Source organism: Holdemania massiliensis (assembly GCF_022440805.1).
Lineage (GTDB): Bacteria > Bacillota_I > Bacilli_A > Erysipelotrichales > Erysipelotrichaceae > Holdemania > Holdemania massiliensis_A.
Window position 1 is genome coordinate 1,670,281 of sequence record NZ_JAKNTK010000001.1, and the last position, 23,295, is coordinate 1,693,575.

The 23,295-nt window shown below is 48.6% G+C and carries 32 protein-coding genes; all 32 read left to right on the plus strand.

All coding sequences use genetic code 11. From position 1 onward, the window contains the following. Nucleotides 1-9 precede the first annotated feature (9 nt). Nucleotides 10-327, plus strand: a complete 318-nt coding sequence (locus MCG46_RS07525; RefSeq protein ID WP_240279014.1) for a hypothetical protein — start codon at nt 10-12, stop codon at nt 325-327. Nucleotides 328-675: 348 nt separating this feature from the next. Continuing rightward, nucleotides 676-1,026 carry a hypothetical protein gene (locus MCG46_RS07530; RefSeq protein WP_240279016.1) on the plus strand — a complete coding sequence of 117 codons (351 nt, stop codon included), beginning with the start codon at nt 676-678 and terminating at the stop codon, nt 1,024-1,026. Further along, nucleotides 1,023-1,502, plus strand: a complete 480-nt coding sequence (locus MCG46_RS07535; protein ID WP_240279017.1) for an HK97 gp10 family phage protein — start codon at nt 1,023-1,025, stop codon at nt 1,500-1,502. Before MCG46_RS07530 ends, MCG46_RS07535 begins: the two co-directional genes overlap by 4 nt. After that, on the plus strand, nt 1,492-1,935 hold the full coding sequence (locus MCG46_RS07540) for a phage tail terminator family protein (protein ID WP_240279018.1): 444 nt from the start codon (nt 1,492-1,494) through the stop codon (nt 1,933-1,935). The genes MCG46_RS07535 and MCG46_RS07540 overlap by 11 nt, the downstream gene beginning before the upstream one ends. Then, entirely contained in the window at nt 1,922-3,196 is a 1,275-nt protein-coding gene (locus MCG46_RS07545) for a phage tail sheath subtilisin-like domain-containing protein (protein WP_240279019.1), read from the plus strand. Before MCG46_RS07540 ends, MCG46_RS07545 begins: the two co-directional genes overlap by 14 nt. Continuing rightward, entirely contained in the window at nt 3,196-3,669 is a 474-nt protein-coding gene (locus MCG46_RS07550) for a phage tail tube protein (protein WP_240279020.1), read from the plus strand. The genes MCG46_RS07545 and MCG46_RS07550 overlap by 1 nt, the downstream gene beginning before the upstream one ends. Nucleotides 3,670-3,697: 28 nt before the next feature. Continuing rightward, nucleotides 3,698-4,108 carry a phage tail assembly chaperone gene (locus tag MCG46_RS07555; RefSeq protein WP_240279021.1) on the plus strand — a complete coding sequence of 137 codons (411 nt, stop codon included), beginning with the start codon at nt 3,698-3,700 and terminating at the stop codon, nt 4,106-4,108. A gap of 17 nt (nt 4,109-4,125) precedes the next feature. After that, nucleotides 4,126-4,275: a hypothetical protein gene (locus tag MCG46_RS07560; protein ID WP_240279022.1), complete on the plus strand. Its 150-nt coding sequence runs from the start codon at nt 4,126-4,128 to the stop codon at nt 4,273-4,275. Between the two features lie 146 nt (nt 4,276-4,421). Next, on the plus strand, nt 4,422-5,732 hold the full coding sequence (locus tag MCG46_RS07565) for a hypothetical protein (protein ID WP_240279023.1): 1,311 nt from the start codon (nt 4,422-4,424) through the stop codon (nt 5,730-5,732). After that, on the plus strand, nt 5,732-6,496 hold the full coding sequence (locus MCG46_RS07570) for a hypothetical protein (RefSeq protein WP_240279025.1): 765 nt from the start codon (nt 5,732-5,734) through the stop codon (nt 6,494-6,496). Before MCG46_RS07565 ends, MCG46_RS07570 begins: the two co-directional genes overlap by 1 nt. Continuing rightward, nucleotides 6,493-7,434: an XkdQ/YqbQ family protein gene (locus tag MCG46_RS07575; protein WP_240279026.1), complete on the plus strand. Its 942-nt coding sequence runs from the start codon at nt 6,493-6,495 to the stop codon at nt 7,432-7,434. Before MCG46_RS07570 ends, MCG46_RS07575 begins: the two co-directional genes overlap by 4 nt. 1 nt (nt 7,435) lies before the next feature. Continuing rightward, the gene (locus tag MCG46_RS07580) at nt 7,436-7,744 is read left to right on the plus strand and encodes a DUF2577 family protein (protein ID WP_240279029.1); all 309 of its coding nucleotides are present in this window, start codon (nt 7,436-7,438) and stop codon (nt 7,742-7,744) included. Beyond that, entirely contained in the window at nt 7,741-8,109 is a 369-nt protein-coding gene (locus MCG46_RS07585; protein ID WP_240279031.1) for a DUF2634 domain-containing protein, read from the plus strand. Before MCG46_RS07580 ends, MCG46_RS07585 begins: the two co-directional genes overlap by 4 nt. Before the next feature lie 148 nt (nt 8,110-8,257). Continuing rightward, the gene (locus MCG46_RS07590) at nt 8,258-9,169 is read left to right on the plus strand and encodes a baseplate J/gp47 family protein (RefSeq protein ID WP_240279033.1); all 912 of its coding nucleotides are present in this window, start codon (nt 8,258-8,260) and stop codon (nt 9,167-9,169) included. After that, on the plus strand, nt 9,169-9,723 hold the full coding sequence (locus MCG46_RS07595; RefSeq protein WP_240279035.1) for a putative phage tail protein: 555 nt from the start codon (nt 9,169-9,171) through the stop codon (nt 9,721-9,723). Before MCG46_RS07590 ends, MCG46_RS07595 begins: the two co-directional genes overlap by 1 nt. 17 nt (nt 9,724-9,740) lie before the next feature. Beyond that, on the plus strand, nt 9,741-10,622 hold the full coding sequence (locus tag MCG46_RS19560) for an Ig-like domain-containing protein (RefSeq protein WP_240279037.1): 882 nt from the start codon (nt 9,741-9,743) through the stop codon (nt 10,620-10,622). After that, on the plus strand, nt 10,622-10,888 hold the full coding sequence (locus MCG46_RS19625) for a PF13754 domain-containing protein (protein WP_430622661.1): 267 nt from the start codon (nt 10,622-10,624) through the stop codon (nt 10,886-10,888). Before MCG46_RS19560 ends, MCG46_RS19625 begins: the two co-directional genes overlap by 1 nt. After that, a complete protein-coding gene (locus MCG46_RS07605) occupies nt 10,885-11,151 on the plus strand; it encodes a hypothetical protein (RefSeq protein WP_240279039.1) in 267 nt (88 codons plus the stop codon). The genes MCG46_RS19625 and MCG46_RS07605 overlap by 4 nt, the downstream gene beginning before the upstream one ends. Nucleotides 11,152-11,311: 160 nt before the next feature. After that, nucleotides 11,312-12,022: a hypothetical protein gene (locus MCG46_RS07610; protein ID WP_240279041.1), complete on the plus strand. Its 711-nt coding sequence runs from the start codon at nt 11,312-11,314 to the stop codon at nt 12,020-12,022. Further along, nucleotides 12,019-13,080 carry a hypothetical protein gene (locus MCG46_RS07615; RefSeq protein ID WP_240279043.1) on the plus strand — a complete coding sequence of 354 codons (1,062 nt, stop codon included), beginning with the start codon at nt 12,019-12,021 and terminating at the stop codon, nt 13,078-13,080. Before MCG46_RS07610 ends, MCG46_RS07615 begins: the two co-directional genes overlap by 4 nt. Before the next feature lie 234 nt (nt 13,081-13,314). Then, nucleotides 13,315-14,514 carry a hypothetical protein gene (locus MCG46_RS07620; protein WP_240279045.1) on the plus strand — a complete coding sequence of 400 codons (1,200 nt, stop codon included), beginning with the start codon at nt 13,315-13,317 and terminating at the stop codon, nt 14,512-14,514. Nucleotides 14,515-14,526: 12 nt separating this feature from the next. Beyond that, the gene (locus MCG46_RS07625; protein WP_240279046.1) at nt 14,527-14,712 is read left to right on the plus strand and encodes a hypothetical protein; all 186 of its coding nucleotides are present in this window, start codon (nt 14,527-14,529) and stop codon (nt 14,710-14,712) included. A gap of 5 nt (nt 14,713-14,717) precedes the next feature. Then, nucleotides 14,718-15,032 (plus strand): hypothetical protein, encoded by a 315-nt coding sequence (locus tag MCG46_RS07630; RefSeq protein WP_240279047.1) that lies wholly within the window; start codon nt 14,718-14,720, stop codon nt 15,030-15,032. A 231-nt stretch (nt 15,033-15,263) separates the two neighbouring features. Continuing rightward, nucleotides 15,264-15,731, plus strand: a complete 468-nt coding sequence (ybeY, locus tag MCG46_RS07635; protein ID WP_240279048.1) for an rRNA maturation RNase YbeY — start codon at nt 15,264-15,266, stop codon at nt 15,729-15,731. Beyond that, nucleotides 15,731-16,078, plus strand: coding sequence for a diacylglycerol kinase (locus tag MCG46_RS07640; RefSeq protein ID WP_240279049.1), 348 nt, complete (start codon nt 15,731-15,733; stop codon nt 16,076-16,078). Before ybeY ends, MCG46_RS07640 begins: the two co-directional genes overlap by 1 nt. A 15-nt stretch (nt 16,079-16,093) precedes the next feature. Continuing rightward, the gene (gene cdd, locus MCG46_RS07645) at nt 16,094-16,489 is read left to right on the plus strand and encodes a cytidine deaminase (protein WP_240279050.1); all 396 of its coding nucleotides are present in this window, start codon (nt 16,094-16,096) and stop codon (nt 16,487-16,489) included. Then, on the plus strand, nt 16,486-17,382 hold the full coding sequence (era, locus tag MCG46_RS07650; protein ID WP_240279051.1) for a GTPase Era: 897 nt from the start codon (nt 16,486-16,488) through the stop codon (nt 17,380-17,382). Before cdd ends, era begins: the two co-directional genes overlap by 4 nt. After that, nucleotides 17,375-18,127 carry a DNA repair protein RecO gene (recO, locus tag MCG46_RS07655; RefSeq protein WP_240279053.1) on the plus strand — a complete coding sequence of 251 codons (753 nt, stop codon included), beginning with the start codon at nt 17,375-17,377 and terminating at the stop codon, nt 18,125-18,127. The genes era and recO overlap by 8 nt, the downstream gene beginning before the upstream one ends. Before the next feature lie 65 nt (nt 18,128-18,192). Next, nucleotides 18,193-19,569: a glycine--tRNA ligase gene (locus tag MCG46_RS07660; RefSeq protein ID WP_154240545.1), complete on the plus strand. Its 1,377-nt coding sequence runs from the start codon at nt 18,193-18,195 to the stop codon at nt 19,567-19,569. Nucleotides 19,570-19,603: 34 nt separating this feature from the next. Beyond that, nucleotides 19,604-21,373: a DNA primase gene (dnaG, locus tag MCG46_RS07665; RefSeq protein ID WP_240279054.1), complete on the plus strand. Its 1,770-nt coding sequence runs from the start codon at nt 19,604-19,606 to the stop codon at nt 21,371-21,373. Then, complete coding sequence (gene rpoD / locus MCG46_RS07670) at nt 21,351-22,577, plus strand: RNA polymerase sigma factor RpoD (protein ID WP_020223174.1); 1,227 nt, start codon at nt 21,351-21,353, stop codon at nt 22,575-22,577. Before dnaG ends, rpoD begins: the two co-directional genes overlap by 23 nt. A 5-nt stretch (nt 22,578-22,582) precedes the next feature. Then, nucleotides 22,583-23,260: a tRNA (adenine(22)-N(1))-methyltransferase gene (locus tag MCG46_RS07675; RefSeq protein ID WP_240279055.1), complete on the plus strand. Its 678-nt coding sequence runs from the start codon at nt 22,583-22,585 to the stop codon at nt 23,258-23,260. Nucleotides 23,261-23,295: the final 35 nt, after the last annotated feature.

The window sequence follows — 23,295 nt, forward strand, 5'->3', positions numbered from 1 at the left end:
GGTATAGTTGTGTTACGGATTAAAAGACGCAATCGTGAGTTGTTAATCGATGATCGCGATAAGGCGACATATCTCAGTGACGGCTACGATGTTATCGACGATAAGGGGCATATCGTAGAGCCAGCAACTGGCGGTAAGACGATCAGCTATGCTGAGCACCTGGCAGAGATCAACGCTTTGAAAGCCCGGATTAAACCGGATCAAAGCGCAGAATTGGAGGCGCTGAAAGATAAGTTGCAAGAAGCAGAAAAGACGATCCACGGATTAAAGACGGAGTTAGGCAAGCTGAAAAGCAAGGAAAAGAAAAATGCCGAAGCTGCGGGTTGAGGCAGAGAAGCAAGTCTTAAACATCGTGGATCAGCTTGTCTTGCGCAATCCAGAGTTAATGCAGGAGGATCTGACCTCAGCGGTTACGCGGATCCGATCCTCCATCCTCAACTATTGTCGGATCCCGATCCAGGCGCTTGTGCCAGATGGACTAGAGGAGGTCTGGATAGAGGCAGCGCTGCAGCTGCACAATGCTGGTAAGGCTGCGGATGGACTTAACCAACGAGTTAAGTCTATTAGTGAGGGAGATGCAACAGTCCAATTTGAGAGTGGATCAGAGACGGTCACGCTACAATCGATCATCAACAGTTATACAGGAGAGCTTAATCAGTATAGGAGACTATTCCCATGGTAGCCACATTAGCTGATCTGTTGGACAGCCGACGTGAGGACAGCTGCACAATCCAACGGATCCAGCCAGAGGTAGCTGGAGCCTTGGATCGTAACGAGCAATATGTTGACGTCAAAAAAGGTGTGCGTTGTCACTTATCTGTTAAGACAATGTCTGTGCCTGATGGTGTAGGGAGATATCAGGTTGTTAATGTTTTCCAGATCTTCACACGTCCGGAGGTAGAGATAAAGCAAGGTGATCGCTTGATCGTTATAAAGCAAGGGCTGACTTATGTCTTAACTGCAGGTAAGGCAATCCGCTATGGTAGTCACCTGGAGGTGACCTGCCAGGAGGTCACAGACCTATGAGTGATAACATTTTTGCCGAGTTTCTCGAAACTCTCAAAAAACTAGATGTGGATCTGAAAGAGTCTCAGATAAAGGTTGTTGATATGGCCATGGATGTTATGCAGCGATCCGCTGTGCAAAATACGCCAGTGGGTAGTTATGATAAAGAGGTCAATTTTATTACCTCTAAAGGTGAGCACGTCCATTTTACAACCTCTGTTGCTCGTCAGGGAGGTACTCTGCGGCGAGGTTGGCACCTAAGTCGCACCTATGTCCGTAAAGGGCAGGTACAAAAGTACATAACCAACAATGTGGATTATGCGGTCTATGTTAATAATGGACATCGTTTGGTTGCCATTGTCGACGGTGTAAAGATAACTACTGGTTATGTCCCCGGTCAGTTTTTTTTGGAGTCAGCAGTAAAAACTGCGGAGAGAGCACTGTCCTGGATTTATGATGCAGAGCTGAGGAGGGTCAAAGCAAAACATGGTTTATGATCTGATACAAGCGATCGCGTCTTGGATAAAAACTCAGTATCCTGACGTCAAAATTTACGATAGTCCTGTATTGCAAGACATCAAGCTGCCTTGCTTTTTTATTACCACGCTGCAGATTGATGAGGTATCCAGCTTAAAGGATTACTACCGGCGTGACATCCCATTTGTGATCGACTACCTGCCTGATGATCGCAAGTCTAACTTTATGGATGACATTTATCAGGTACAGGATACCTTCGGGCTACCGTTTAGGCAGTTAGCTTTAAATGATAAGCAGCTTTGGTTTAAAAATAAAACGATCAGTTATGATCGTGAACAGAAAGTCCTGCACATCCAGTTTATGCTGGATATCCGGCAGGCACTGGATCCGAGTGATCCAGAAATGAATAACCTATCGCTCGAGGAAGGAGTGAAACATGATGAACATGAATAAAACCCGACCAGGGGTTTATGTCAACGTCAATGCCGAGCTGACGGCACTGACTCGGGATAATCTCGGCGTCGTTGCCATTCCCCTGGCTTTAAACTGGGGCACACCAGGGTTTACAGAGATTCAACAGGATCAGAGTCCGCTCTATAAACTCGGTTATCAGCTCAACGACAGCGTCATGCTGCCGATTAAGCTGATCCTCAAAAACGCTCAGACCGTCCTGGTCTATCGACTTAACGGTGGTACCAAAGCTGCTGGTGAGCTGGCGTCTGGGATTACGGCAACGGCTCTCTATGAGGGCACCCGAGGCAATGATATCAGTGTCCAGGTTAAGGCATTGGAGACTGGATACCAGATCAGCACCTATCTGGACACGCAGGAGATGGATGTCCAGGTCGTTAATACTGCCGCAGAGTTTATGGCTAATGAGTTTATTACGATTACGGGATCGGGCACGTTGGTAGACAAGATTGTCCGTTTGTCAGGCGCTACCGATACTCCAGCGGCTGCTGATGACTATGATGCCTTTTTAGCTGCAGCTAAGATCAAAGATTTTAACATCATCACCTGCACGAGCACTGACCAGGCAATCAAAAACAAGATTATCGATTTTGTCAAAGCTGAGCGTGCAGAGTCTCATCTCATGCAGGCGGTGCTAGAAAACATGCGATCCGACAGTGAGGCAGTGATTAGCGTTAAAAATGGCTTTATCCTGGATGATGGTACAGTTGTGGCTGCGCAGGACGCCTGTGCTTATGTCGCTGGCGCCAGTGCAGCTGCAGGTAGTACGCAGTCGCTGACCTTTGCGGCAGTAGATGGTGCGGTAGACTGCAGCCCACGACTGACGGATGATCAGATCAAGCAGGCAATCCTAGATGGTCAGCTGGTCTTTAGCGTGCGGCGTAAAGGTGTTGTCATTGAGTACGATATCAACACCCTAGTGACGTATAGCCAAAAGCCAAAAGACTACCGCAAAAACAAGGTGATCCGAGTCATCGATGCGATCCACAGCGACGTGATCAGCATTTACGAGACCAATTACATCGGTCAAGTGCAGAACAACAAGGACGGCCGCAATCTGCTCAAAGGCACATTGGCGGAGTACCTCAATGGGCTGCAGGCGAGTGGAGCAATCGAGGATTTTGACGCCGCCGAGGATATCCAGGTTGAGGCTCTGACAGATAAAGACTCCGTGCATATCCAGCTGGCCATCAAGCCAACGGATACCGTAGACAAGATCTACATTGATGTGGAGGTGCAGTAATGGCAAACGTAAAAACACGCATTGAAAATATCCCAATGTGCACCGAGGGTGCCGGATACATTACGATCAACGGCCAGAACCGCAAGCTGTTTGAGCTGTCTAAGTTGTCAGCCACCGTAGAAGTAAAGACGTGGGAAAAGCAACTGTTGGGAAGCCGGATGGAACAAGGCCGCGCGATCGGGCTCAAAGGTTCCGGCAGCATGTCCTTTTACCACATGACCAGTGACTTTATTGATCTGTTAGCAGAGTACAAAAAGACCGGCATCTTTCCGGCAATTACGATCCAGGGCTATCACGATGACCCAGCCTCAGAGGTCGGCCGGCTGGAGGTTGTACTGTATCACTGTATCCTTAAAAAAATCCCACTGCTCGCCATCGAGGAGGCGGCCAGTGAGACGGCACCGCAGGACAGTGATCTGATCTTTGGGGACTACGATATTTTAGATAAGTTTAAAAAGCCGGTCTCTTATTAGGCCGGCTCTATCATTTTAAGGAGGTACTATGACAAGTAAAAGTTTAGCCGCATTCCTGCAACCCAAGCAGGTACAAAACAAAGAGGTTGTTATCTCTGACCGATTTCTGGACGAGGATGGCAAGCCTGTACCCTTTGAGATTAGACCCATTCTGACCGACGAAGCTCAGGAAATGATGAAACGGAACATGAAGACCAAAAAGGACGGCTCCCAGGATTTTGATAACTCCGGATATCAGGCGGATATGATTGCCGCAGCAGTAGTCTACCCAGATCTGAAAAATGCGGAGTTGCAGAAAGCCTATGGCGTGCTGGGTGAGCGTGAATTGCTGATGCGCATGCTGCTGATCGGCGAGTACACGCAGTTACGTAATGCCGTGTTTGAGCTTGCCGGTATTTATGATGACCTGAACGCGAAGATTAAAGAAGCAAAAAACTGATCAGGCAGGGCGGCGAGATGGCGCTCGCCCACGTCGTCCTGCAGAATCTTAAGATCACACCGGGACAGCTGGCAGCAATGTCACAGGCAGAGAAAGCGTTTATTTATGCTTCCCTTTCTGTGGCTGCGGAGGAAAACAAAAAGATCGCAGAAAGGAGGCATGACTGATGGCGGTACCTTTATCGGCAACATTTATCTTGGATGACAAATACTCTAAAGCTCTCATGGAGATCGTCAAGAACACACAAAAGGCAGATCAAGCCACTGAGCAGGCAAAAGACGCAATCCAGGGTATGGGCGACGAGGCTCAAAAGATGGAGGCAAAAGTCATTAACCCTCTGGACAAGATCGGCAAAAAGCTGATGGGTTTTGTTTCAATCGGTTATGCCGTTAAAAAAGCCTTTGATCTGATGTGGTCTGGGATCCAAGGCGCAGCAATGCAAAGCTCGCAGAGTAACACAATCCAAGCTCTGGTTGGCAACGATCAGCTGGGAGCTGGGATCTATCAGTATGTCGGTGATTACGCCAAGGACAGTGCTTTGGGTCGCACTGATCTGGCCAAAGGCTTTACGGCATTTAATACGGTATCTCGTGACCTGGATGATATGACACGGCTCTTTAAAATGACTGAGAGGCTGTATGCTAAGGACCCAACACAAGGCTCCGAGGGCGCCGTGTTTGCGCTTAAAGAGGCGCTAGAGGGCGACACCATGTCAATGCGCAACCGCTTTGGCATACGCTTGAGCGGTGAGACACTGCGCAACTATTTTGATACCGGAGACATCTCCGGTGGACTGGACTACATCGATCAGCAGATGGCCAAGTTTGGAGCTACGCAGTCTGTCGTAGACAAAAATACTGGTAATCTGATGGTGCAGTTGAACATGTTTTCTTCCAACCTCAAGGACGCATTCGGAGAAAACATGACGACCTCGATGCAGCCGGTTCTGAACATCATCGGCCGCCTGCAGGAGATGCTGGACGCTGGTAAGTTCCAACCATTTTTCGATTTATTTGCGGCAGGAGCTACCTTTGTAGGGAACGCTTTAGCTTTTGTTGTGGATAATGCTGAGGTCCTAGTTCCGGTACTTATTTTCGCAACTAGTGCGTTTGTGGCTTTAAAGATTGCCACTGGTTTAGCTGCGATTCAAGAGGCCTACTTTGCAGCGATGGCAGGAGTTGCACAAAAAGCAATCATGGGTTTAAATGCAACGCTACTTTTCAGCCCTCTGGGACTTTTTATTGGGCTGTTGGCAGGTGGAGCGGCGCTCTTGGGGTATTTCACATCTCAAGCCAACAGTGCTAAAAATGCGCTTGCCGAAGATCTTAATTACGATCAGCTCAATAAGGATTTTGCGGCGTCGAAGGCACTGGATGTCAACGTAGCCAATGATGAGCCGATCTCCGTGTCTGGGGACGTGCAGATTGAGGAGGATAACCTTAAGTATCTGATGGATCTCGCTAACCGGGATTACGTTGCAAAGTTCAGCACGGCAACCCTGGCACCGCAGATGCAGGTGACGATCGGTCAGGTCAATCAGACTGCGGATATCAATGGCATTACCGATCAGCTGGCTAATGAGCTGACAGCGATGATCAGCAACGAGGCAGAGGGGGCGTATTGATGAGCTACTCAATTTTTATCGGCGATCTGCAGCTGCCGATTAATCCCGAGACCGTCGCAGACAGCCTAGAGCGCAAGGTCAAGGAGTATGCGGTAATTGGTCAAGGCAATGTCCCGCAGCTGGAGGACACGAGCCTCAAACGTTGGAATTTTGACTTTATGTTGCTGGCTAACAACGATTTAGGCATTGATAACTTTAAAGTTCCAGCTGAGGTGATCGCCTATCTTGAGGATAAAATCAAAAACGGTACTCAACAACGCCTGGTCATCTCTAACGGGACAGAGTACGGTGTATCGGTCTTAGTCTATATTGAAAAACTTGAAAAGAAAGAAGTCCAGGACGGCTGTTACGAAGTTGGGTTGAAACTCGTCGAATATGTTGAAGCAAAGGCAAAAGAGACCGGAATCCCATATATCCAAAGGCCAGGTATTATCCCTGTGCTTAAGCCTAAAAAGGTACAAGGCAGCGGATACAATGTGAAAACTGCAGCGGACAAGTGGTCAGCCTTAGATCATGTGATCTGTGGTCCTCCAGGAGATAAAAAGGCCAACGAGATCGTAGGTGACTCGTATATCGTTGCTAACAACTCACCAATCCAGTACACATACGACCCTTACAACTACGATGATTCTGCTATGCGCGATTACCTATCACGGACAGATCAGCCGATTCAATACACTTATCTTCCAGATAAAAAAGAAGAAAACCAGGAAGATAAAAATCGCTATCAGATCAATTATGGATTGGATGTGTTTATCGGATGAGCTTGCTTATAGAGTGTGGCGGCGTCAAAGATATCGAAAATATTGCTGGTAATATTACTTTAACGAGTTGTTGGAAAAATGGAGCGAGCAAGCTGGAATTTACGATCCTGCCGGATCTCGCTCCAGTCAATGGATCTTATTTAACGTTTAGCCCAGGTACTGACATGTTTGCCGGACGGGTCTTTGCGCATCGGCGCACTCAGGATAAACGGATCCAGGTGACCGCTTATGATCAGCTGCGATACCTCAAAGCTAAGGACACGGTTATGCGTAAGCAGATGAGCTTAACGCAATTTGTCGAGGTGATTGCGGCTAATCTGCAGCTACGGGTGGCTGGCCTGACCAACAGTGTAATCCCGTTGGATGATTATCTCTTTGATAATCAGACCTATCTGGACATGGCTTATCAGTCGATCTCAGACAATCTAATGCTCAATGGCTACTATTATTGTTTGTATGATCGTTTTGGCGCCTTGGCTTTAACAGACCTGTTGGATATGCGGCTGCCGCTTATCGTGGGTGAGCAATCACTGGGATTTAAGTATGAGTATCAGGTCAGCATTGACTCCGACACCTACAACCAGGTCAAATTGGCTTATGACAACAAAAAGACCGGTAAACGGGATATTTACATCGCGCGAGATGGCAACAACATCGGCAAGTGGGGCGTGCTGCAGCACTTTGAAAAAGTGACGTCAGGCACCGACGCCCAGCTGATCGACAAAGCCAATATGTTACTCAAACTAAAGAATCGCGAGACCGTAACCCTGACCATGTCAGCTTTAGGTGATGTGCGTGTGAGGGGCGGAAGCGGCGTCCGAGTGATCTTAAATGACTGCGGTATTGATCTGTGGGCGATCGTGGACAAAGCTGTCCACAAATGGTCTAACGGGATCCACACGATGGATCTGACCCTGGTTATAGATGGGAGTTTATGATATGGCAAGCTTTTATGATGCAATTAAAAAAGCGGTTGCTGCTTACATGGATAATGCAGGCTTGAGTGACTTATTGTATGCAACGCTGATTGATAAATCAGGATCTCTCCGGATCGAAAAAACGGGTGTTGTTATCCCAGCAAGTATGGTTGATCTGCCAGATCAATATACGGATCGGCAGGTAGAGATCACAATTGACGACGTCAAAAAAACAATCACGCTGCACGATCAGCTGCCAGTTGGATCTCGGGTGGTTGTAATTAAAAAGCAAGGCGGTCAGCGTTATGCGATCGTCGGGAGGCTGCCATGAGGTATAAAGCAAAAACGTTTAAAATAGATCCAAGCAGCGGGCGGATCCGCGGGCTCGTGGATGAGCTGGACTCGGTCAAGCAGGCCGTAAGGATCATGCTTTCTGTGCCGCGGTTTCAGCACGAGATTTACAGCCGTAATTTTGGCCACGATCTGCAGGATCTGATCGGCAAGCCTCTGGATTATGTGCTCGGAGATGTCCGTCGTATGATTCGAGAGGCTCTGATGATCGACGAGAGGATCATCGACGTTGATGATTTTACGATCAATAAGATCGGTGAGAATCTGCAAGTTAAATTTAAAGTTACTTCGATTTACGGTGACTTTTACGAAGAAAGGAGCGTGGGCTTGAGTGAAGGATTATGATTACCAGACATTGCTGGACGACGCGCTGAGCCGTGTTCCGGATGGGTACGACAAGCGCGAGGGAAGCGTCATTTACACTACGCTCGCTCCAGTTTGCTTTGAGCTTTCCAGATCCTACTGGTTATTGACTTGGCTCATGAATCTGTTTTTGCCAGACACCGCAATCGAGGACTGGCTGGATCGATGCGTTGGCCAGTTTGGTGTAGAGCGCAAGCAGGCGGTCAAAGCCTGCAGGATGATCCGGACTTATGACAACATCGGCAGCTCTCTGGAGATCCCGATCGGCAGTCGGTTTAGGATTAATGATCTTACACTTGCTGTAACAGATGAGGCTGATATCGGAGTTTATCAAGCAGAGGCAGAGATCGCCGGAATTTTAGGCAACCAGTACCAGGGAGATCTGTTACCTATCCAAAATATTAATAACCTTGGACGAGCGGAACTCGGTGAAGTGCTATTGGAAGGTGCTGATGCTGAGACGGATGATGCTTTGCGCGATCGCTATTATGACCATGTCCGTCGATCGCCGTTTGGAGGCAATGTTGCGGATTATGAGGAGAAAACGCTGGCTATAGAGGGCGTCGGATCCGTCAAAGTATTTCCGATCTGGGGTGGACCCGGTACAGTTTTATTGATGATTGGCAACGCTGATGGCCGCACAGCCTCGGTGGAGCTGATCAAAAAAGTCCAAGATCTGTTCCAGCCTGCAGATGATCCTACAGGTGGTCTCGCTCCGATCGGACACGTTGTGACCGTATCCACCAGCAAAGATAAAGTTATTGACATTACGGCCAGCTTGCGGATCAAGCCTGGCGAGAGCTTTGAGCTCTTAAAGCAAAAGGCAACCGCGGAGATTAAAGCTTACGTAGAGTCAATCCCGTTTGACGAGTCAACAATTTTCCAAAGCCGCGTAACTGTAGCCATTTTAAATGTGTCCGGGATCCTGGATGCGGTTAATGTGCAGATCAATGGTACCGCAGCCAATCTTGTACTGGATAAGACAGCGCAGTCCTACGAGGTGCCGGTTATCGGTACGATCACACTGCAGGAGGCCGGCTAATGGAAAAGCTTGAACCAGCAAAGACTTATCAAGAGTATTTACCGGAGCTTTACAGAGATCTACTTGAAATCAAGACCTTGGCAGGTGTAATTGACGTTGATATGAGTCACTACTATGAGCTGTTGAGGCAGTTTGTGGATAACCGATACATTATGTCAATGGATACGGAGACTGTGCAGCGCTGGGAGTCTATCTTTGACATTGCGAGCCCAATTAAGGATGATCTGCAATCACGCCGTCAGGCGATACAAGCCAAGTTTATGAGTCAGCCGCCGATCAATCTTGATACACTTAAGCGCATCGTTGAGGCTTATCTGGGCGTGCCTGTATCCATTACCCAGCACCTGGATCCTTACGTAGTACGGATCACTTACCGCGGATTGGAAAAGCTACCAGACCTTACGCCACTCTATACCTCCATCTATGACACGATACCTGCCAACATTAAACTGGTAATCGAGTATGCTTATCAGCTCTGGATTGAGGTTAAAAACGGCAACACTTGGGAGCAGCTAAAAAACAAAACTTGGCATGATGTCCTCTATGGACTATGAGAGGAGAGTAAAATCTTGTGGCGATAAAAACAGTAAAAGTGACCCTTAACGGTCAAGCATACGATCTAACCTACAACTCCACTACTAAAAAGTATGAGGCAACAATCACAGCACCCAGCACAACGTCATGGGGGGAGGAAAACCATGTTTACCCCTTAACTTTTACAGCAACTGACGTAGCCGGAAACTCCAAGTCCGACACGTCTAAGACGATCAGAGTTAAGGAGACAGTCAAGCCAACGGCATCCGTCACAGCGCCGACGAACGGATCCACCGTTACCACGAATAAGCCTGCCATTGCGGCACAGTTTAGAGATGCGGGATCAGGTGTGGCAAAATCGTCGATCGTGCTTAAAATCGATAACGTCGCAGTTGCGGCCGCGGATTATACACTGACCGATGTCAGTGGTGGTGTAAATTTAAGCTATACACCTAAAGCGGCGCTAACAGATGGCAGCCATACGATCACGGCAAGTTGTAGCGACAATGACGGCAATGCCTCCACAGTGGCAAGCATTACCTACAAGCAAGACACAACGCCGCCAGCGCTGACCGTTAACCAGCCGACGACGCCAACAAACAAGGCTGCCTGCACGATCTCCGGTACGACATCCGACGCTACGTCCAGTCCTGTCACCGTCAAAGTTACTCTTAACGGCACCGATCAGGGCGCGATTACCGTCGATGCCAGCGGTAACTTTAGCAAGGCTCTGACCCTTAGAGAGGGCAACAACACCATCGTGGTACGGGCGACGGATGCTGCCGGTAAATACTCGGAGCTCACGCGCGACGTTGTTCTGGATACGGTTGCTCCTGTATTTGGGACAATCACGGTGACCCCGGATCCGGTAAACACTGGCGGTACGATCACGGTCACCGTCGAGGTTACGGATGCGTAATGGTTACCCGTGTTTACGGACGCGCTGGTCAATATGATTTAGAGTTTACTCAGACTTCGGAGGGACTGTGGACAGCTGCAGTCCCTTTTGTGGAGTCTTGCGAGTACGTGATCGATTTGTACGCGGAGGATGAGGCCGGTAATGTCAGCTACTATGCTACTTATTTACTGACCTTTGACGCCAGCAAGTTACATGTCGATATGGTGCCTTTGCGGTATGTGCCTACTCTTATTGGGCAGGCATACAGAGAGGAGTGGGTAACATGATGTACATTTTGGGCGAGGATAAAAATGCAATCATCCAGATAACTAGCGCCTTGGGTGAGTCTTTTTACATTAAGGATGCAACGTTTACGCTGACCCAAGATGGCGTAATATCCTTAAGCGGCCCCTGTCAGATTGATCGACAACGGCAGCTCCTCTATGCACAGCTCGCGCCAGCTGCGCCAGGACGGTATCAGCTGGAGTTTACTTACTTGATCGGCACTGAGACTTTTAAAGTAAGATATGAGGTGATCGTAAGATGTTGACAATGAGTAATATAGAGGTAACGCCTACAACGCTCAATACAGGACAACAGTTTAAGGTGTCAGTTGCAGTCACATCAAACATGACCTGGTCGGAGCTTGCCAAGACCACTTGGGACAAGATTAAAACTGCGACCTGGGCACAGATAAAGGGGGTGTAGCTATGGCGACGCAAACAACAAATTACAAATTTAATAAGCCTGCGATGACAGAACCTGCGGACATCGCTGTTATCGTTAATGACTTAGATCTAATTGACTCAGCAATAAAAAAGGTAGAGGATGCTGTACCGGACAATTACGCTGGCAGCAGTTCCGCAGGTGGGGCTGCGTCATCGGCTGTTAAGCTGCAGACAGCTCGTACAATCGACGGAGTTGACTTTAATGGTGCATCAGCGATTGCGCATTACGGTACGTGCGGTACCGCAGCGGCAACAGCAGCTAAGGTGGTAGCCTGCACGGGATTTAAGCTAGTCACTGGTGCACGGATTATCGTTAAGTTTACAGTAACCAACACAGCAGCTAGTCCAACGCTCAACGTCAACAGCAGCGGTGCGAAGGCGATCCAATATCGCGGATCCGCAATCAGTGCCGGGTATTTAGCTGCTAATAGGACTCGTGAGTTTGTCTATGACGGTACAGCCTATCAGCTGGTCGGTGATCTGGACACCAACACGACCTATAACGTCGCAACACAGTCCGCTCCAGGTCTGATGTCAGCTGCAGATAAAGTTAAACTTGACGGGATTGATGATCAGATCAACCAGGAAATCGATAAAAAGCAAAATAAAATTCTGTACGGTGAAGCTGCACCTACCGCAGACATAGGGGCTGTGGGTGACATATACTTCCAGATCGAAGGTGTGTCAAATTGATTGGCGTAAAACTGGCGGATGGGTGGCGGAATTCGACGAATCAGTTTATAAGAGCGCAAGATTCCGCACAACAGAAAGAAACTGATCAGACTGGTGCTTTTCTCCAGATGACAGGGGCTGACAGACCATTGCCGTTCACAGTGACTGGTAATGGTCTGAAAGAACCTGACAGTCAGGTAGATTATGATGCTTACAAAGTGTTTGATAATAATGATAGCACGGGTCTAAATATGGGCTCGGACCATCGGTGGGAAGGCGGACACAGAGCTTCCTGCTGGTTCGGTGGAATTAGAATTAGGGCTAAAAAGATTGTTTTGAAAACGGGTAACCGCGTAAACCCAGCGAATACAGTGAGCGTCATTCTCCATCCTGTAGAAGGCTCCGAGATTGTTGTCTGGTCTGCTAGTCCAGAAGCAAATTCAACTTACACAATTTCGGTTCCTGCCGAGAAACAGGTCGAGATTAAAGGAATAAGCGTTAACGATCAAAGTCAAGCCTATCAGCGCATTGTAATTAAGACTTGTCAGATTACTGAATGGACACTGATTGAAAGAACCTCAGCTTGGCGAAAAATGGTAAAAAGGTGGGTCAAAAAAGCTGCAGAAGATGTAGATGGTATATTACACTTCGCGGAAAACTTTTATGATAAATACCGAGATTACGGAATTAGTCTGAGTGGCAAATCCAGTTGTTTCAGGTCAGTAACTGAAACTTGGGGGTCTGGATGGACAAATACAACAGACGATTCAGGCTATATGTATTTTGGTGATCGAAGAATTGTGCCGAAGGAAATTGTAATGGCAACCGGATCTGAATCAAACAGAGGTTGGAACTTTTGGATTTATGGAATTAGAGAAGACGGTTCGCAGATTGCATATTTGAATGGCGAAAATATTCGAGCGTGGACTACAAGGAAAGTAACAATTACAGATACAACGCCGATTAAAGGAATTAGATTCAGACAAACTGCGTCTGCCTATAATAATATCCAAGTTCAGTATTGCCGAATCACAGAATGGGAAGAACCAGGTACTATCACAGCGTGGCAGCCGTTTTAGATAGGAGTGATGCTTATGTATGATTACACATCACACGCTGATCTCTGCCGGTGGGCGGAGCAGCAGCTCAACTGCAAGACCATCTACAAGCTCGGCGGCATAGGTCGTTTTGACGATGCAGGCCGCCGAGTGTTTGACTGTGTGGGGCTGATTAAGTGCTTTTTATGGCACGACTACGGCCCCGGCAACACTGGTTATTATGGTAAGACGGCGCCAGATATCAACGCTGATCAGATGTACTCTAGGGCAACGGTCAAGGGTCCGATCGACACGATCCCGGACACCCCAGGGCTGCTTGTTTGGCAGCCAGGTCATATCGGGATCTACATCGGTGGCGGCCAAGTGATCGAGGCCACAGCCAAGCGATGGGGATCTGTTGGCAACTGCGTTGTCAAGTCACAATTCAAGGATAAAAACGCCGCGATGTACCGCGGCACATGGACACACTGGTTAAAGTGTCCTTTTTTAATGTATGAGGAGGAGGGATCTAAAATGTATTTAAAACCGGGTTACCAAAGTATCGCGTGGCAAGGTCAGACGATCCACGTCTACAAGCGCAAAGAGGATCAGGATATCGGCTTAATGTCTGCCGGCGTGGATAAGGTACTTAAGACCATCGACAAGATCGACGATGATCACATCCATCACTGTAAAGTAAACTGCAGCTACTTTGTCATGTCTGGATCCGACAGGGGCACTGTTTGTGGACGTCATCAGGGATTTACTGCAGACGGTCGACCAGATCAAGTTGAGTGGCTGGACGTAGTAGTGACCAAGGATAACAAGCTGATCGCTGGTGATCTGGCTAGTTGGGAGTACCCTGGCGATGAGGTCAAGGTCGGCTACAGTCCAGCGTGCATTGTCCTTTTGGGTGGTAAAGACGTGACGATGGTCTCCGGTGGCTCCGGTCAGTCTAAGTACACAACTGCCAACACTCAGACGCTGCATATGCGAGATGCTGATGGCGTTGACGTCTTTGCTGTTGTCTCTGGCAAGCTCAACGGTGCCGCCTGCAGGCAGTTTGCTAAAGCCTATGACATGATTTATTGCGCAATGCTGGACAGCGGTGGCAGCTCTCAGATGATTGTGGATGGCACTAAAAAAGTCTATACCGGCAGAGCGCTGCCAAACGTGCTGACGTTTTACAAAGCAGAGCAGCCGACGCCTGATCCGCAGCCGGATCCAGATGTTCCGGTAATTCCGACAGGACAGACGATGATCTTTAAGTGCGTAAAGAGTAGCACATCAAAAGGATATCCGTTGAGATCATCGGCGCCATCAGGCGCAGTCGTAAGCTATCTGCAGCCAGGCGAAAACGTCAAGGTTGTGGATATCCAAAACAAGGGTAAAAACCAATATACGTCCGCTGCAGAGCCGTGGTGTTTAACTGACTACGGCTTATGGTTTGCTTATGATCGAGATTATTTTGAATAGGGGGAATAAAAAATGGAAGACATCAAAAAGCGTATCTCCAAGTTGGTCGATCTGAAATCGATCATCTCCATCATCATGGTGGCCGCAATGGTTGCCGGATTTTTTTGTAAGATGGTATCTGCAGAGCAATTCGTTCCGCTGGTTACGATGATCGTGACCTTTTATTTTGCTAAGCAGGATAAGCCTGATAAGGAGTAATCGCGATGCTTGAGTTTATCTCTACGCACATCATGGAGCTTGGTTGGACTTGTATTGTCGGCATCCTTGCGATGCTATACAAGACGGTCCAAAAAAACTTTAAAAAAGTATTGGCCGATAATCAAAATATGAAGTTTGGTGTTCAGGCAGTGCTCCATGATAGGCTTATACAAAAATGCACTTATATCATCCAGCGTGGTTATGTAACCACAGATGACCTTGACGAGCTTGAGGAGCTTAACAAGCCTTACAAGGCGCTTGGCGGCAACGGCACAGTTAAAACGGCATTAGAAAAAGTCAAGCAGCTGCCACTTAAATAGCAAATACCCCACCTTCCTTAATCGGAGGGTGGGGCTTTTTTGTAGTTAAATATTGCATCCTTATTATATAAAGTGTTTGTGTTTGTCACTAGATTGTTACTAACTTTGCTTTTTTGGACAATTTTGCTATGTATAAATAGTTAAGAAAAAGCCTTAAAATAAGCGAGTAAAGCACGTATCATTGCTTATTGAATTATGCTATAATAGCAATGCAAAAATCAAGAGGTGAAGATGATGATAACCTGTACTTTTGTCAATAAAACGCGGGAAAAGCAATGGAAAGAATATTATGCGGATTTTGAGAAGATTGCAGCGCATGCGCTGACAGTCTTAGACAAGCCGGGCGACTATACGATTTCAGTGATTCTGGTCAAATCCAAACGAATCCACCAGATTAATCGCGACTATCGGCAGGTGGACCGACCGACGGATGTGATTTCGTTTGCGGCCTGCGACAGTCAGGATGAATTTGAATTAATCGAGGAAGCCGAAGTCGAGCTAGGCGACATCTTCATCAATGTTGAAGCTGCCATCACCCAGGCTGAGGAATATGGTCACTCCCTGCGCCGGGAAATCTGTTTTCTGTTTACCCATGGCCTTCTACATTGCTTTGGTTATGATCACATGCAGCCGGATGAGGAAAAAATCATGTTTGAGCTTCAGCATGAAATTCTTGATCCACTGGTGCCAAGATCCTAATGCAGGCTTTTATCAAAAAATTCAAGCCTGCGTTTGAAGGCTTGATCTGCGCTGCGCAGGACCGCAGCATCGCACTGCAGCTGGGACTGGCCGTGCTCGCCGGATTAGCCGGCATTGTTCTGGGCTTTGTGTGGTGGGAATGGGCGTTGGTGATCACGCTGATCGGCTTGGTGGTGACCGCGGAAATACTGAACACCGCGATTGAAAAACTGTGTGATTTTGTCCAGCCCAATCACGATCCCCGGATCAAAACGATTAAAGATCTGGCCGCGGCGGCAGTGCTGTTTGCATCGCTGACGGCGCTGATCGTCGGTCTGATGCTGGTTGTCATCCATCTAATAAGATAGAACAGGAGAAATAAAATGTACGAAAATTTAGTCAAAGAAGCTTTTGCGGCGATGCAATCCGCATATGCTCCCTATTCCAACTATCATGTCGGAGCGTGTGTCTTATGCAAGGATGGCCGCACCTTTCGCGGCGTGAACATTGAGAATGCTTCCTATGGGGCTACCAACTGCGCTGAACGCAGTGCCGTTTTTGCCGCCTATTCCTATGGATACCGCAAAAATGAAATTGAAGCGATCGCGATTGTCAGCGATGGTGCGCGGATCGGCACGCCATGCGGAATTTGCCGTCAGGTGCTCAGCGAACTGCTGAACAGCGATACCCCGATCATCCTGTCCAACGGTAAGGAAACCATGACGACAACCATCGCCGAACTGCTGCCGATGAGCTTTGGCATGGAGGATCTGGCATGAAGTCCGGCTTCGTCGCGCTGATCGGCCGGCCCAATGCCGGGAAAAGCACATTGCTCAACGCTTTGGTTCAGCAGAAGGTGGCGATCATTTCCCCTAAACCTCAGACGACCCGCAATTCGATCCGGGCCATTCGCACGGATGACGATTCGCAAATTATTTTTGTGGATACGCCGGGCATTCATAAACCCAAGCATGAACTAGGGACCCAGATGAATAAGGAAGCTTATTCTGCGGCGGCGGGGGTGGATTTGATCTACTATCTGGTCGACGGCTCGGTTCCCTTTGGCAGCGGTGATGAATTTGTGCTGAACACGCTTCGGCAGATGCATCTGCCGGTGTACTTGATCCTCAACAAAATTGATCTTTTGGAAAAAGAACAGCTGATCGAGCTTTTGCTTCAATGGCAGAAACGGATGGATTTCAAAGAGATCATTCCGATCAGCGCCAAGACGCAGAACAACCTGGATCAGCTGATTGAAGTGACCAAAAATGATCTGACCGACGGCGTGCAGTATTATCCGGCGGATCAGGTCTGTGATTATCCAGAACAGTTCATCATGGCGGAAATCATTCGTGAAAAAGTGCTGATGCTGACAGAAGAAGAAGTTCCCCATTCCGTAGCCGTGGTGATCGAACGAATTCGCAAGAACCGCGAACATCTGATTATCAACGCGATGATCTTAGTGGAACGCGATTCGCAAAAGGGCATTATCATCGGTAAACAAGGCAGAATGATCAAACAGATTGGGATGCAGGCGCGGGAAGAACTTCAGGGACTGCTGGGGGAACCGATCTTTCTGGAGCTGTTTGTGCGGGTGGAAAAAGACTGGCGCAACAAGCGTGCCAAACTGCAGCAGTTAGGCTATATCCAGACGGAGCTTGAGGATGAGTGAAGCTAGAATTGAAGCGGTAATTCTGAAGCAGCAGGACTATCGGGAAAACGACGCGCTGATTACGGTGCTGTCGCGGGAACATGGCAAGCTGGGCTTTGTCTGCCGCGGCATCCGCAAGATGGCAAGCAAAAACGCGGTGTCCTGCATGCCGTTCGTCCTGTCGGAACTGATGTTTGAGTACAAGGAACAGGCGACGCTGTTTTCGTTAAAAACCGCGCGGGTGTTGGCGTCACATCGGTATATTCGCGAAGATTTGGAGAAAATGACAATTGCCCAGGTGATGTGTGAGATCGCAGATAAGCTTTTAGAACAGGGTGAGAGTGATCTGGAAGCGGCGGCGGAGGTCTATGATCTGTTAAGTGCCAGTCTGGATCGGTTGGATCAAGAGGCGGATAGCTATCTGATTCTGGCGCAGTTTGCCGCCTTGATTCTGAAAGTGGAAGGCATTGAGCCGATCGTCGATGAATGCGTCCTATGCTCGAATACTCAGGTTCAGACGATTTCCGTGGAAGAAGGCGGATTTCTGTGCGCGGAATGCGCAGCGATGGTGCATGCCCGGCCAATGGAGGTCGGAGCGTTAAAACGTTTCCGGCTGATCAACAAGGCGCAGCTCGTCCACTTTAAGCAGCTTCAACCCTATGGCCCCTGGACAAAAAAAGATGCGGAATTGCTGGTCGAATTTTTAATGCTACACAGTGGTGTAAAGCTGGAAAGTTGGCGCTTTCTGGACCGTTTATCCAATTGACGAAAAGCGCTGATTTGTACTATAATAAACTTTGTCTATAAAAATAAAGAAATGAGGAATTGATCATGGCAGTGAAACAGTTTGAGACGATTGTCGCGCACGCAAAAAATTCCGGTTTTGTGTTTCAGGGCTCCGAAATTTACGGTGGCCTGAGCAATACCTGGGATTTCGGTCCGCTGGGCGTTGAACTCAAAGACAATATTAAACGGGCCTGGTGGAAGAAGTTCATTCAGTCCCATCCAAATAACGTCGGCATCCAGGCGGCGATCTTAATGAATCCGAAGGTGTGGGAAGCCAGCGGTCACTTAAAAGGCTTTTCTGATCCTTTGATGGACTGCCGTCACTGCAAGACCCGTCACCGCGCGGATCACCTGATTGAAGAAGCGACGGAAGGCAAGGTGGTGCCGGAGGGCTGGAGCAACGAAAAGATGATGGATTTTATCAAGGAAAACCACATTGCCTGCCCGAATTGCGGCAGTCATGACTTTACGGATATCCGTCAGTTCAACCTGATGTTTAAAACCTTCCAAGGCATTTTGGAGGATGCAAAGAATACGATTTATCTGCGTCCGGAAACCGCCCAGGGCATGTTTGTCAACTTCAAGAATGTCCAGCGCTCAATGCGCCGCAAGCTGCCGTTTGGCATCGGTCAGATCGGCAAAAGCTTCCGCAACGAAATCACACCGGGCAACTTCATTTTCCGCACCCGTGAATTTGAACAGATGGAAATGGAATTTTTCTGCAAGCCAGGCGAGGATCTCGAATGGTATGAATACTGGAAAAATTTCTGCATGAGCTGGCTGACCCGTCTCGGTTTAACAACGGAGAACCTGCGGTTTCGGGAACATACGCCGGAAGAGCTGGCCTTCTATTCCAAAGGCACCAGCGATATTGAATATCTGTTCCCTTTTGGCTGGGGTGAACTGTGGGGGATTGCCGACCGGACCGATTATGACCTGAAATGTCATCAGGAACATTCCGGTGAGTCCTTAGAATATCTCGATCCGCAGACCAATGAAAAATATCTGCCGTACTGCGTGGAACCGGCAGTCGGTGTTGAACGTTTGATGCTGGCTTTCCTGTGCGATGCTTATGATGAAGAAGTGATCAATGAAAAGGATACCCGCATTGTTCTGCATCTGCATCCGGCCCTGGCTCCGATCAAAGCCTGCATTCTGCCGCTGTCCAAACAACTTTCCCAGCAAGCGAAGGATGTCTATGGTCAGCTGGCTGACAGCTTTGTCTGTGAGTATGATGAGGCTGGCAGCATCGGTAAGCGTTACCGCCGTCAGGATGCAATTGGAACGCCGTTTTGTGTCACAATTGATTTTGAAACGGAAAAGGATGGCTGCGTCACCGTGCGTGAGCGCGACAGTATGAATCAGGTGCGTCTGCCGATCAGTGAATTGGAAGCGCACATCCAAGCAGCGCTGAAATTCTGATTCGGATTGAATGGGCAGAACAGGGGGGATGATGATGCGTCTGAGCGAGGAAGAAATCACCGCGGTCAGAAACAGCGCGGATATCGCGGAAGTCATCGGCCACTATCTGCCGTTAGTCAAAAAAGGCCGTTCGATGGCCTGTGTCTGTCCCTTCCACGACGATCATGATCCGTCGCTGTCGATCTCACAAGACAAACAGATTTATAAATGTTTTGTCTGCGGCGCCGGCGGCAACGTCTTTACCTTCGTCCAGAACTATGAAAAAGTAAGCTTTCCTGAAGCCGTTGCCAAGGTTGCAGAGATTAGCGGCTACAAGCTTTCTTTCGATCCCTCCGCATTGAAAACGCCGGTGGATCCGAAGAAAGACGCATTATATAAGGTACTGGCGGAAACGATTCGCTACACTCATTATCAGCTGGGGGCTCAGGCGGGAACGCCGGTGCGTCAGTATCTGTCCCAGCGCGGGATCGACGAAGCTACGATTGAAAAGTTTGAGATCGGCTGGAATGGTCCTGGGGATGAACTGCTTCGTTTTCTTCAGGCCAAGGGCTACAACGAACAGGATATGGTGGCTTCCAATGTCGTAAGACTGAATGAAAGCGGTCTTCACGATGTGTTTTCCAGCCGAATTACATTTCCGATTCATGACTCACTCGGCAATCCGATCGGATTCACCGCCCGCAGCATGGATCCGGAAGCTCAAAGCAAGTATATCAACACGACCGAAACCGATGTTTACGTCAAAGGTCATACCGTCTTCAACTACCATCGCGCTAAACAGCCCTCCCGTCAGGAAGGGCGGGTGCTTTTATGCGAGGGAGTCACCGATGTGCTGGCTTTTTCCCAGGCGGGAATGGACAATGTTGTCGCAACGCTGGGCACAGCCTGTACCGCTGAGCAGCTGCGGCTGCTGCGGCAATGTTCGCTCCATCTGACTTTCTGTTATGATGGCGATAAAGCCGGACAGAATGCGACCTACAAGGCGGCGCAGCTGGCCCGCGCGGCCGGCTTTGAGGTGGGCATTGTCAACAATCAAACCGGTTTGGATCCGGATGAGATTCTGCGCCGGCACGGCGCGGAAGAATTGAAGGCCATGACCCGCAAAGAGCTGACGTGGATGGAATTTGTTTTCCAGTATTTAGCCAGCCGCTACGATCTGGAAAATTATTCTGAGAAAAAGGAATTCACGTTCAAAGTTGAAGCCGAGATTAAACAGCTCACTGATGAATTTGACCGACAGAATTTTGCCCATCAGCTGGAACAGTTAACCGGATTTCATCTGGATCTGGGGGCAGCTCCTGCCTTGAAAGCAGAAGATTCCCCGTCCGGCAGGGTAAAAAGAGTTCCAGTTCGTTTAAATCCGTCGCGAGATGGTAAGACTAATGCAGAACACCTGATTCTGGCGCTAATGCTTACCAGCCGCGATGCTGTAGAAATGTTCAAAGAAAAACTCGGTTTTCTGCTCAATGAAGAAAATCAGCAGCTGGCGATGATGATCCTGGATTACAGCCGGTCTCATCCTCAGCTGCAGCTTGCGGATTTCATCAGTACGATTGATGAGGAAGCGCTGAGACAAAAGGTTCTGGATCTTTCAGAATGGGAGTGTCCACAATTTACACCGGAAGTGATGGAGGGAGCAGTCCGCCGTCTGCAGCGGTGTATGCTGGAAGAAAGAATAAATGATCTGAAACAACAGATCCTGCGGATCAGCAATCCGGAAAGCCAGGCTGCCCTTCTCCATGAACGGATGCAGCTGCAAAGAGAATTAAGGGGGTACCTTGATGAAGAAAAACACCAAGACTAAGGAGACAAAAATGCCAGTTTACAAAACGTTGGATCAATTAAAGGAAGAATTTAAAAAGACCTATCTTGCCGATAAGGTGATTTATCAGAAGGATGTCATGGATGCTCTGGAGCATCTGGATCTGACTGATAATGATATGGATGACCTGTACGAATGGTTCGCTGCCGAAGGCATCGATATCAGCGAAGATGACGATATCGAAGAACTGGAAAATATCGATATTCCCGAAGCGGGAGCGATGACGCAGGATATCGGCGATGATCTGGAGTTTTTAGCGGAAGATGCCGGCGAGGATTTCGATGCGGAAGTTGAAGACGTTGAAGTTCCAGTCGACCTCAGCGAAACTTACAGCAGTTCTCCTTATGTACGGATCAATGACCCAGTCAAGATGTATCTGAAGGAAATCGGACGGGTACCGCTGCTGAATCCGGAAGATGAGCCGGAAATTGCCCGGCGGATTCAGGCCGGTGATGAAGAAGCTAAACGCATTCTGATTTCTTCCAATCTGCGTTTGGTCGTTTCGATTGCAAAAAAATATGTCGGCCGCGGCATGTTGTTTCTGGATCTGATTCAGGAAGGCAACATGGGTTTGGTCAAAGCTGTTGAAAAATTTGACTACACCAAGGGCTTTAAGTTTTCGACCTATGCAACCTGGTGGATCCGTCAGGCGATCACCCGTGCGATTGCCGACCAGGCTCGAACAATCCGAATTCCGGTACATATGGTAGAAACAATCAACAAATTAACTCGTGTACAGCGCCAGCTTGTTCAGGATCTGGGCCGGGAGCCGACGGCGGAGGAAATTGCCGAAAAGATGGAAAACATTACGCCGGACAAGGTTCGCGAAATTCAGAAGATTGCCTTGGAACCCGTATCGCTGGAAACGCCGATCGGTGAGGAAGATGATTCCCACCTGGGTGATTTTATCGAAGATAAAGACGCGATGTCGCCGGATCAGTATGCCAACAATCAGCTGCTGAAAGATGAGATCAACAATGTTCTGCAGGGCTTGACGGAACGGGAAGAAAAAGTGCTGCGGCTGCGGTTTGGCCTGTACGACGGCCGGACGCGGACGTTGGAGGAAGTCGGTAAGGAATTCAACGTAACCCGTGAACGTATTCGTCAGATTGAGGCGAAGGCACTGCGGAAGCTGAAACATCCGACCCGCTCGAAGCGGCTGCGGGATTTCGTCGATAAGAATTAAGAACGATGTTAAGCCTGCGACTCAAGGCGATTGCCGATTGTGTTCCTGTCGGCGTGATCGTTGCGGATATTGGAACTGACCATGCTTTTTTACCGGTAGAATTGGTGTCTTCCGGACAAATCCCGCGCGCCTATGCCTGTGATATCGGAGTCGGGCCGTTGGAGCATGCCCGTGCTACGATTGAAGAAGCAGGGCTGCAGGCACAGATTGCTTTAATTCTGACGCCGGGACTGGAAAAAGTGCCGGCTGATGCGGAAGTGGCCGTGATTGCCGGAATGGGGTGGATGACCGCCAAATCAATCCTTGAAAATGATTTTGACCGGCTTGCCCATTTTCAGCTGATTCTAGTGCAGGTGAATCGCGAGGTCGCTTCACTGCGACGCTGGATTATGGAGCATGGTTTTGAAATTGTAACGGAAAAACTTGTGCATGACCGCCACTACTACCAGATTGTCGGTTTTCGTAAAGCGGAAAAACCAGTTTCCTATACTGAAGTTCAGCTGCGCTATGGCCCGCTGCTCTTAGAAAATCTGGAACCAGTTTTACATGAATATTACCGTTACCGCAGGGAGAAACTGCAGCGAATAGCCGAGCAGATTGAAGATCCGGCAAAGCGGACAGAAATTCTGTGCCAAATGGAAGAAATTGATCATATCATTTTAAATCGAAAGTCATCTGATTAAGGGAAAGGGCCTCATGCTCTTTCCTTTTTATTTTG

Coding starts and splice junctions, on each gene's coding strand:
- MCG46_RS07565 (WP_240279023.1), top strand. CDS start 4,422: ATGGAGGCAAAAGTCATTAACCCTCTGGACAAGATCGGCAAAAAGCTG.
- MCG46_RS07535 (WP_240279017.1), top strand. CDS start 1,023: ATGAGTGATAACATTTTTGCCGAGTTTCTCGAAACTCTCAAAAAACTA.
- MCG46_RS07625 (WP_240279046.1), top strand. CDS start 14,527: ATGGAAGACATCAAAAAGCGTATCTCCAAGTTGGTCGATCTGAAATCG.
- MCG46_RS07540 (WP_240279018.1), top strand. CDS start 1,492: ATGGTTTATGATCTGATACAAGCGATCGCGTCTTGGATAAAAACTCAG.
- MCG46_RS07555 (WP_240279021.1), top strand. CDS start 3,698: ATGACAAGTAAAAGTTTAGCCGCATTCCTGCAACCCAAGCAGGTACAA.
- MCG46_RS07530 (WP_240279016.1), top strand. CDS start 676: ATGGTAGCCACATTAGCTGATCTGTTGGACAGCCGACGTGAGGACAGC.
- MCG46_RS07640 (WP_240279049.1), top strand. CDS start 15,731: ATGCAGGCTTTTATCAAAAAATTCAAGCCTGCGTTTGAAGGCTTGATC.
- MCG46_RS19625 (WP_430622661.1), top strand. CDS start 10,622: ATGGTTACCCGTGTTTACGGACGCGCTGGTCAATATGATTTAGAGTTT.
- recO (WP_240279053.1), top strand. CDS start 17,375: ATGAGTGAAGCTAGAATTGAAGCGGTAATTCTGAAGCAGCAGGACTAT.
- MCG46_RS07620 (WP_240279045.1), top strand. CDS start 13,315: ATGTACTCTAGGGCAACGGTCAAGGGTCCGATCGACACGATCCCGGAC.
- cdd (WP_240279050.1), top strand. CDS start 16,094: ATGTACGAAAATTTAGTCAAAGAAGCTTTTGCGGCGATGCAATCCGCA.
- dnaG (WP_240279054.1), top strand. CDS start 19,604: ATGCGTCTGAGCGAGGAAGAAATCACCGCGGTCAGAAACAGCGCGGAT.
- MCG46_RS07550 (WP_240279020.1), top strand. CDS start 3,196: ATGGCAAACGTAAAAACACGCATTGAAAATATCCCAATGTGCACCGAG.
- MCG46_RS07630 (WP_240279047.1), top strand. CDS start 14,718: ATGCTTGAGTTTATCTCTACGCACATCATGGAGCTTGGTTGGACTTGT.
- MCG46_RS07675 (WP_240279055.1), top strand. CDS start 22,583: ATGTTAAGCCTGCGACTCAAGGCGATTGCCGATTGTGTTCCTGTCGGC.
- MCG46_RS07585 (WP_240279031.1), top strand. CDS start 7,741: ATGAGGTATAAAGCAAAAACGTTTAAAATAGATCCAAGCAGCGGGCGG.
- MCG46_RS07605 (WP_240279039.1), top strand. CDS start 10,885: ATGATGTACATTTTGGGCGAGGATAAAAATGCAATCATCCAGATAACT.
- MCG46_RS07595 (WP_240279035.1), top strand. CDS start 9,169: ATGGAAAAGCTTGAACCAGCAAAGACTTATCAAGAGTATTTACCGGAG.
- rpoD (WP_020223174.1), top strand. CDS start 21,351: ATGAAGAAAAACACCAAGACTAAGGAGACAAAAATGCCAGTTTACAAA.
- MCG46_RS07545 (WP_240279019.1), top strand. CDS start 1,922: ATGAACATGAATAAAACCCGACCAGGGGTTTATGTCAACGTCAATGCC.
- MCG46_RS07570 (WP_240279025.1), top strand. CDS start 5,732: ATGAGCTACTCAATTTTTATCGGCGATCTGCAGCTGCCGATTAATCCC.
- MCG46_RS07575 (WP_240279026.1), top strand. CDS start 6,493: ATGAGCTTGCTTATAGAGTGTGGCGGCGTCAAAGATATCGAAAATATT.
- MCG46_RS07560 (WP_240279022.1), top strand. CDS start 4,126: ATGGCGCTCGCCCACGTCGTCCTGCAGAATCTTAAGATCACACCGGGA.
- MCG46_RS07610 (WP_240279041.1), top strand. CDS start 11,312: ATGGCGACGCAAACAACAAATTACAAATTTAATAAGCCTGCGATGACA.
- MCG46_RS07660 (WP_154240545.1), top strand. CDS start 18,193: ATGGCAGTGAAACAGTTTGAGACGATTGTCGCGCACGCAAAAAATTCC.
- ybeY (WP_240279048.1), top strand. CDS start 15,264: ATGATGATAACCTGTACTTTTGTCAATAAAACGCGGGAAAAGCAATGG.
- MCG46_RS07580 (WP_240279029.1), top strand. CDS start 7,436: ATGGCAAGCTTTTATGATGCAATTAAAAAAGCGGTTGCTGCTTACATG.
- era (WP_240279051.1), top strand. CDS start 16,486: ATGAAGTCCGGCTTCGTCGCGCTGATCGGCCGGCCCAATGCCGGGAAA.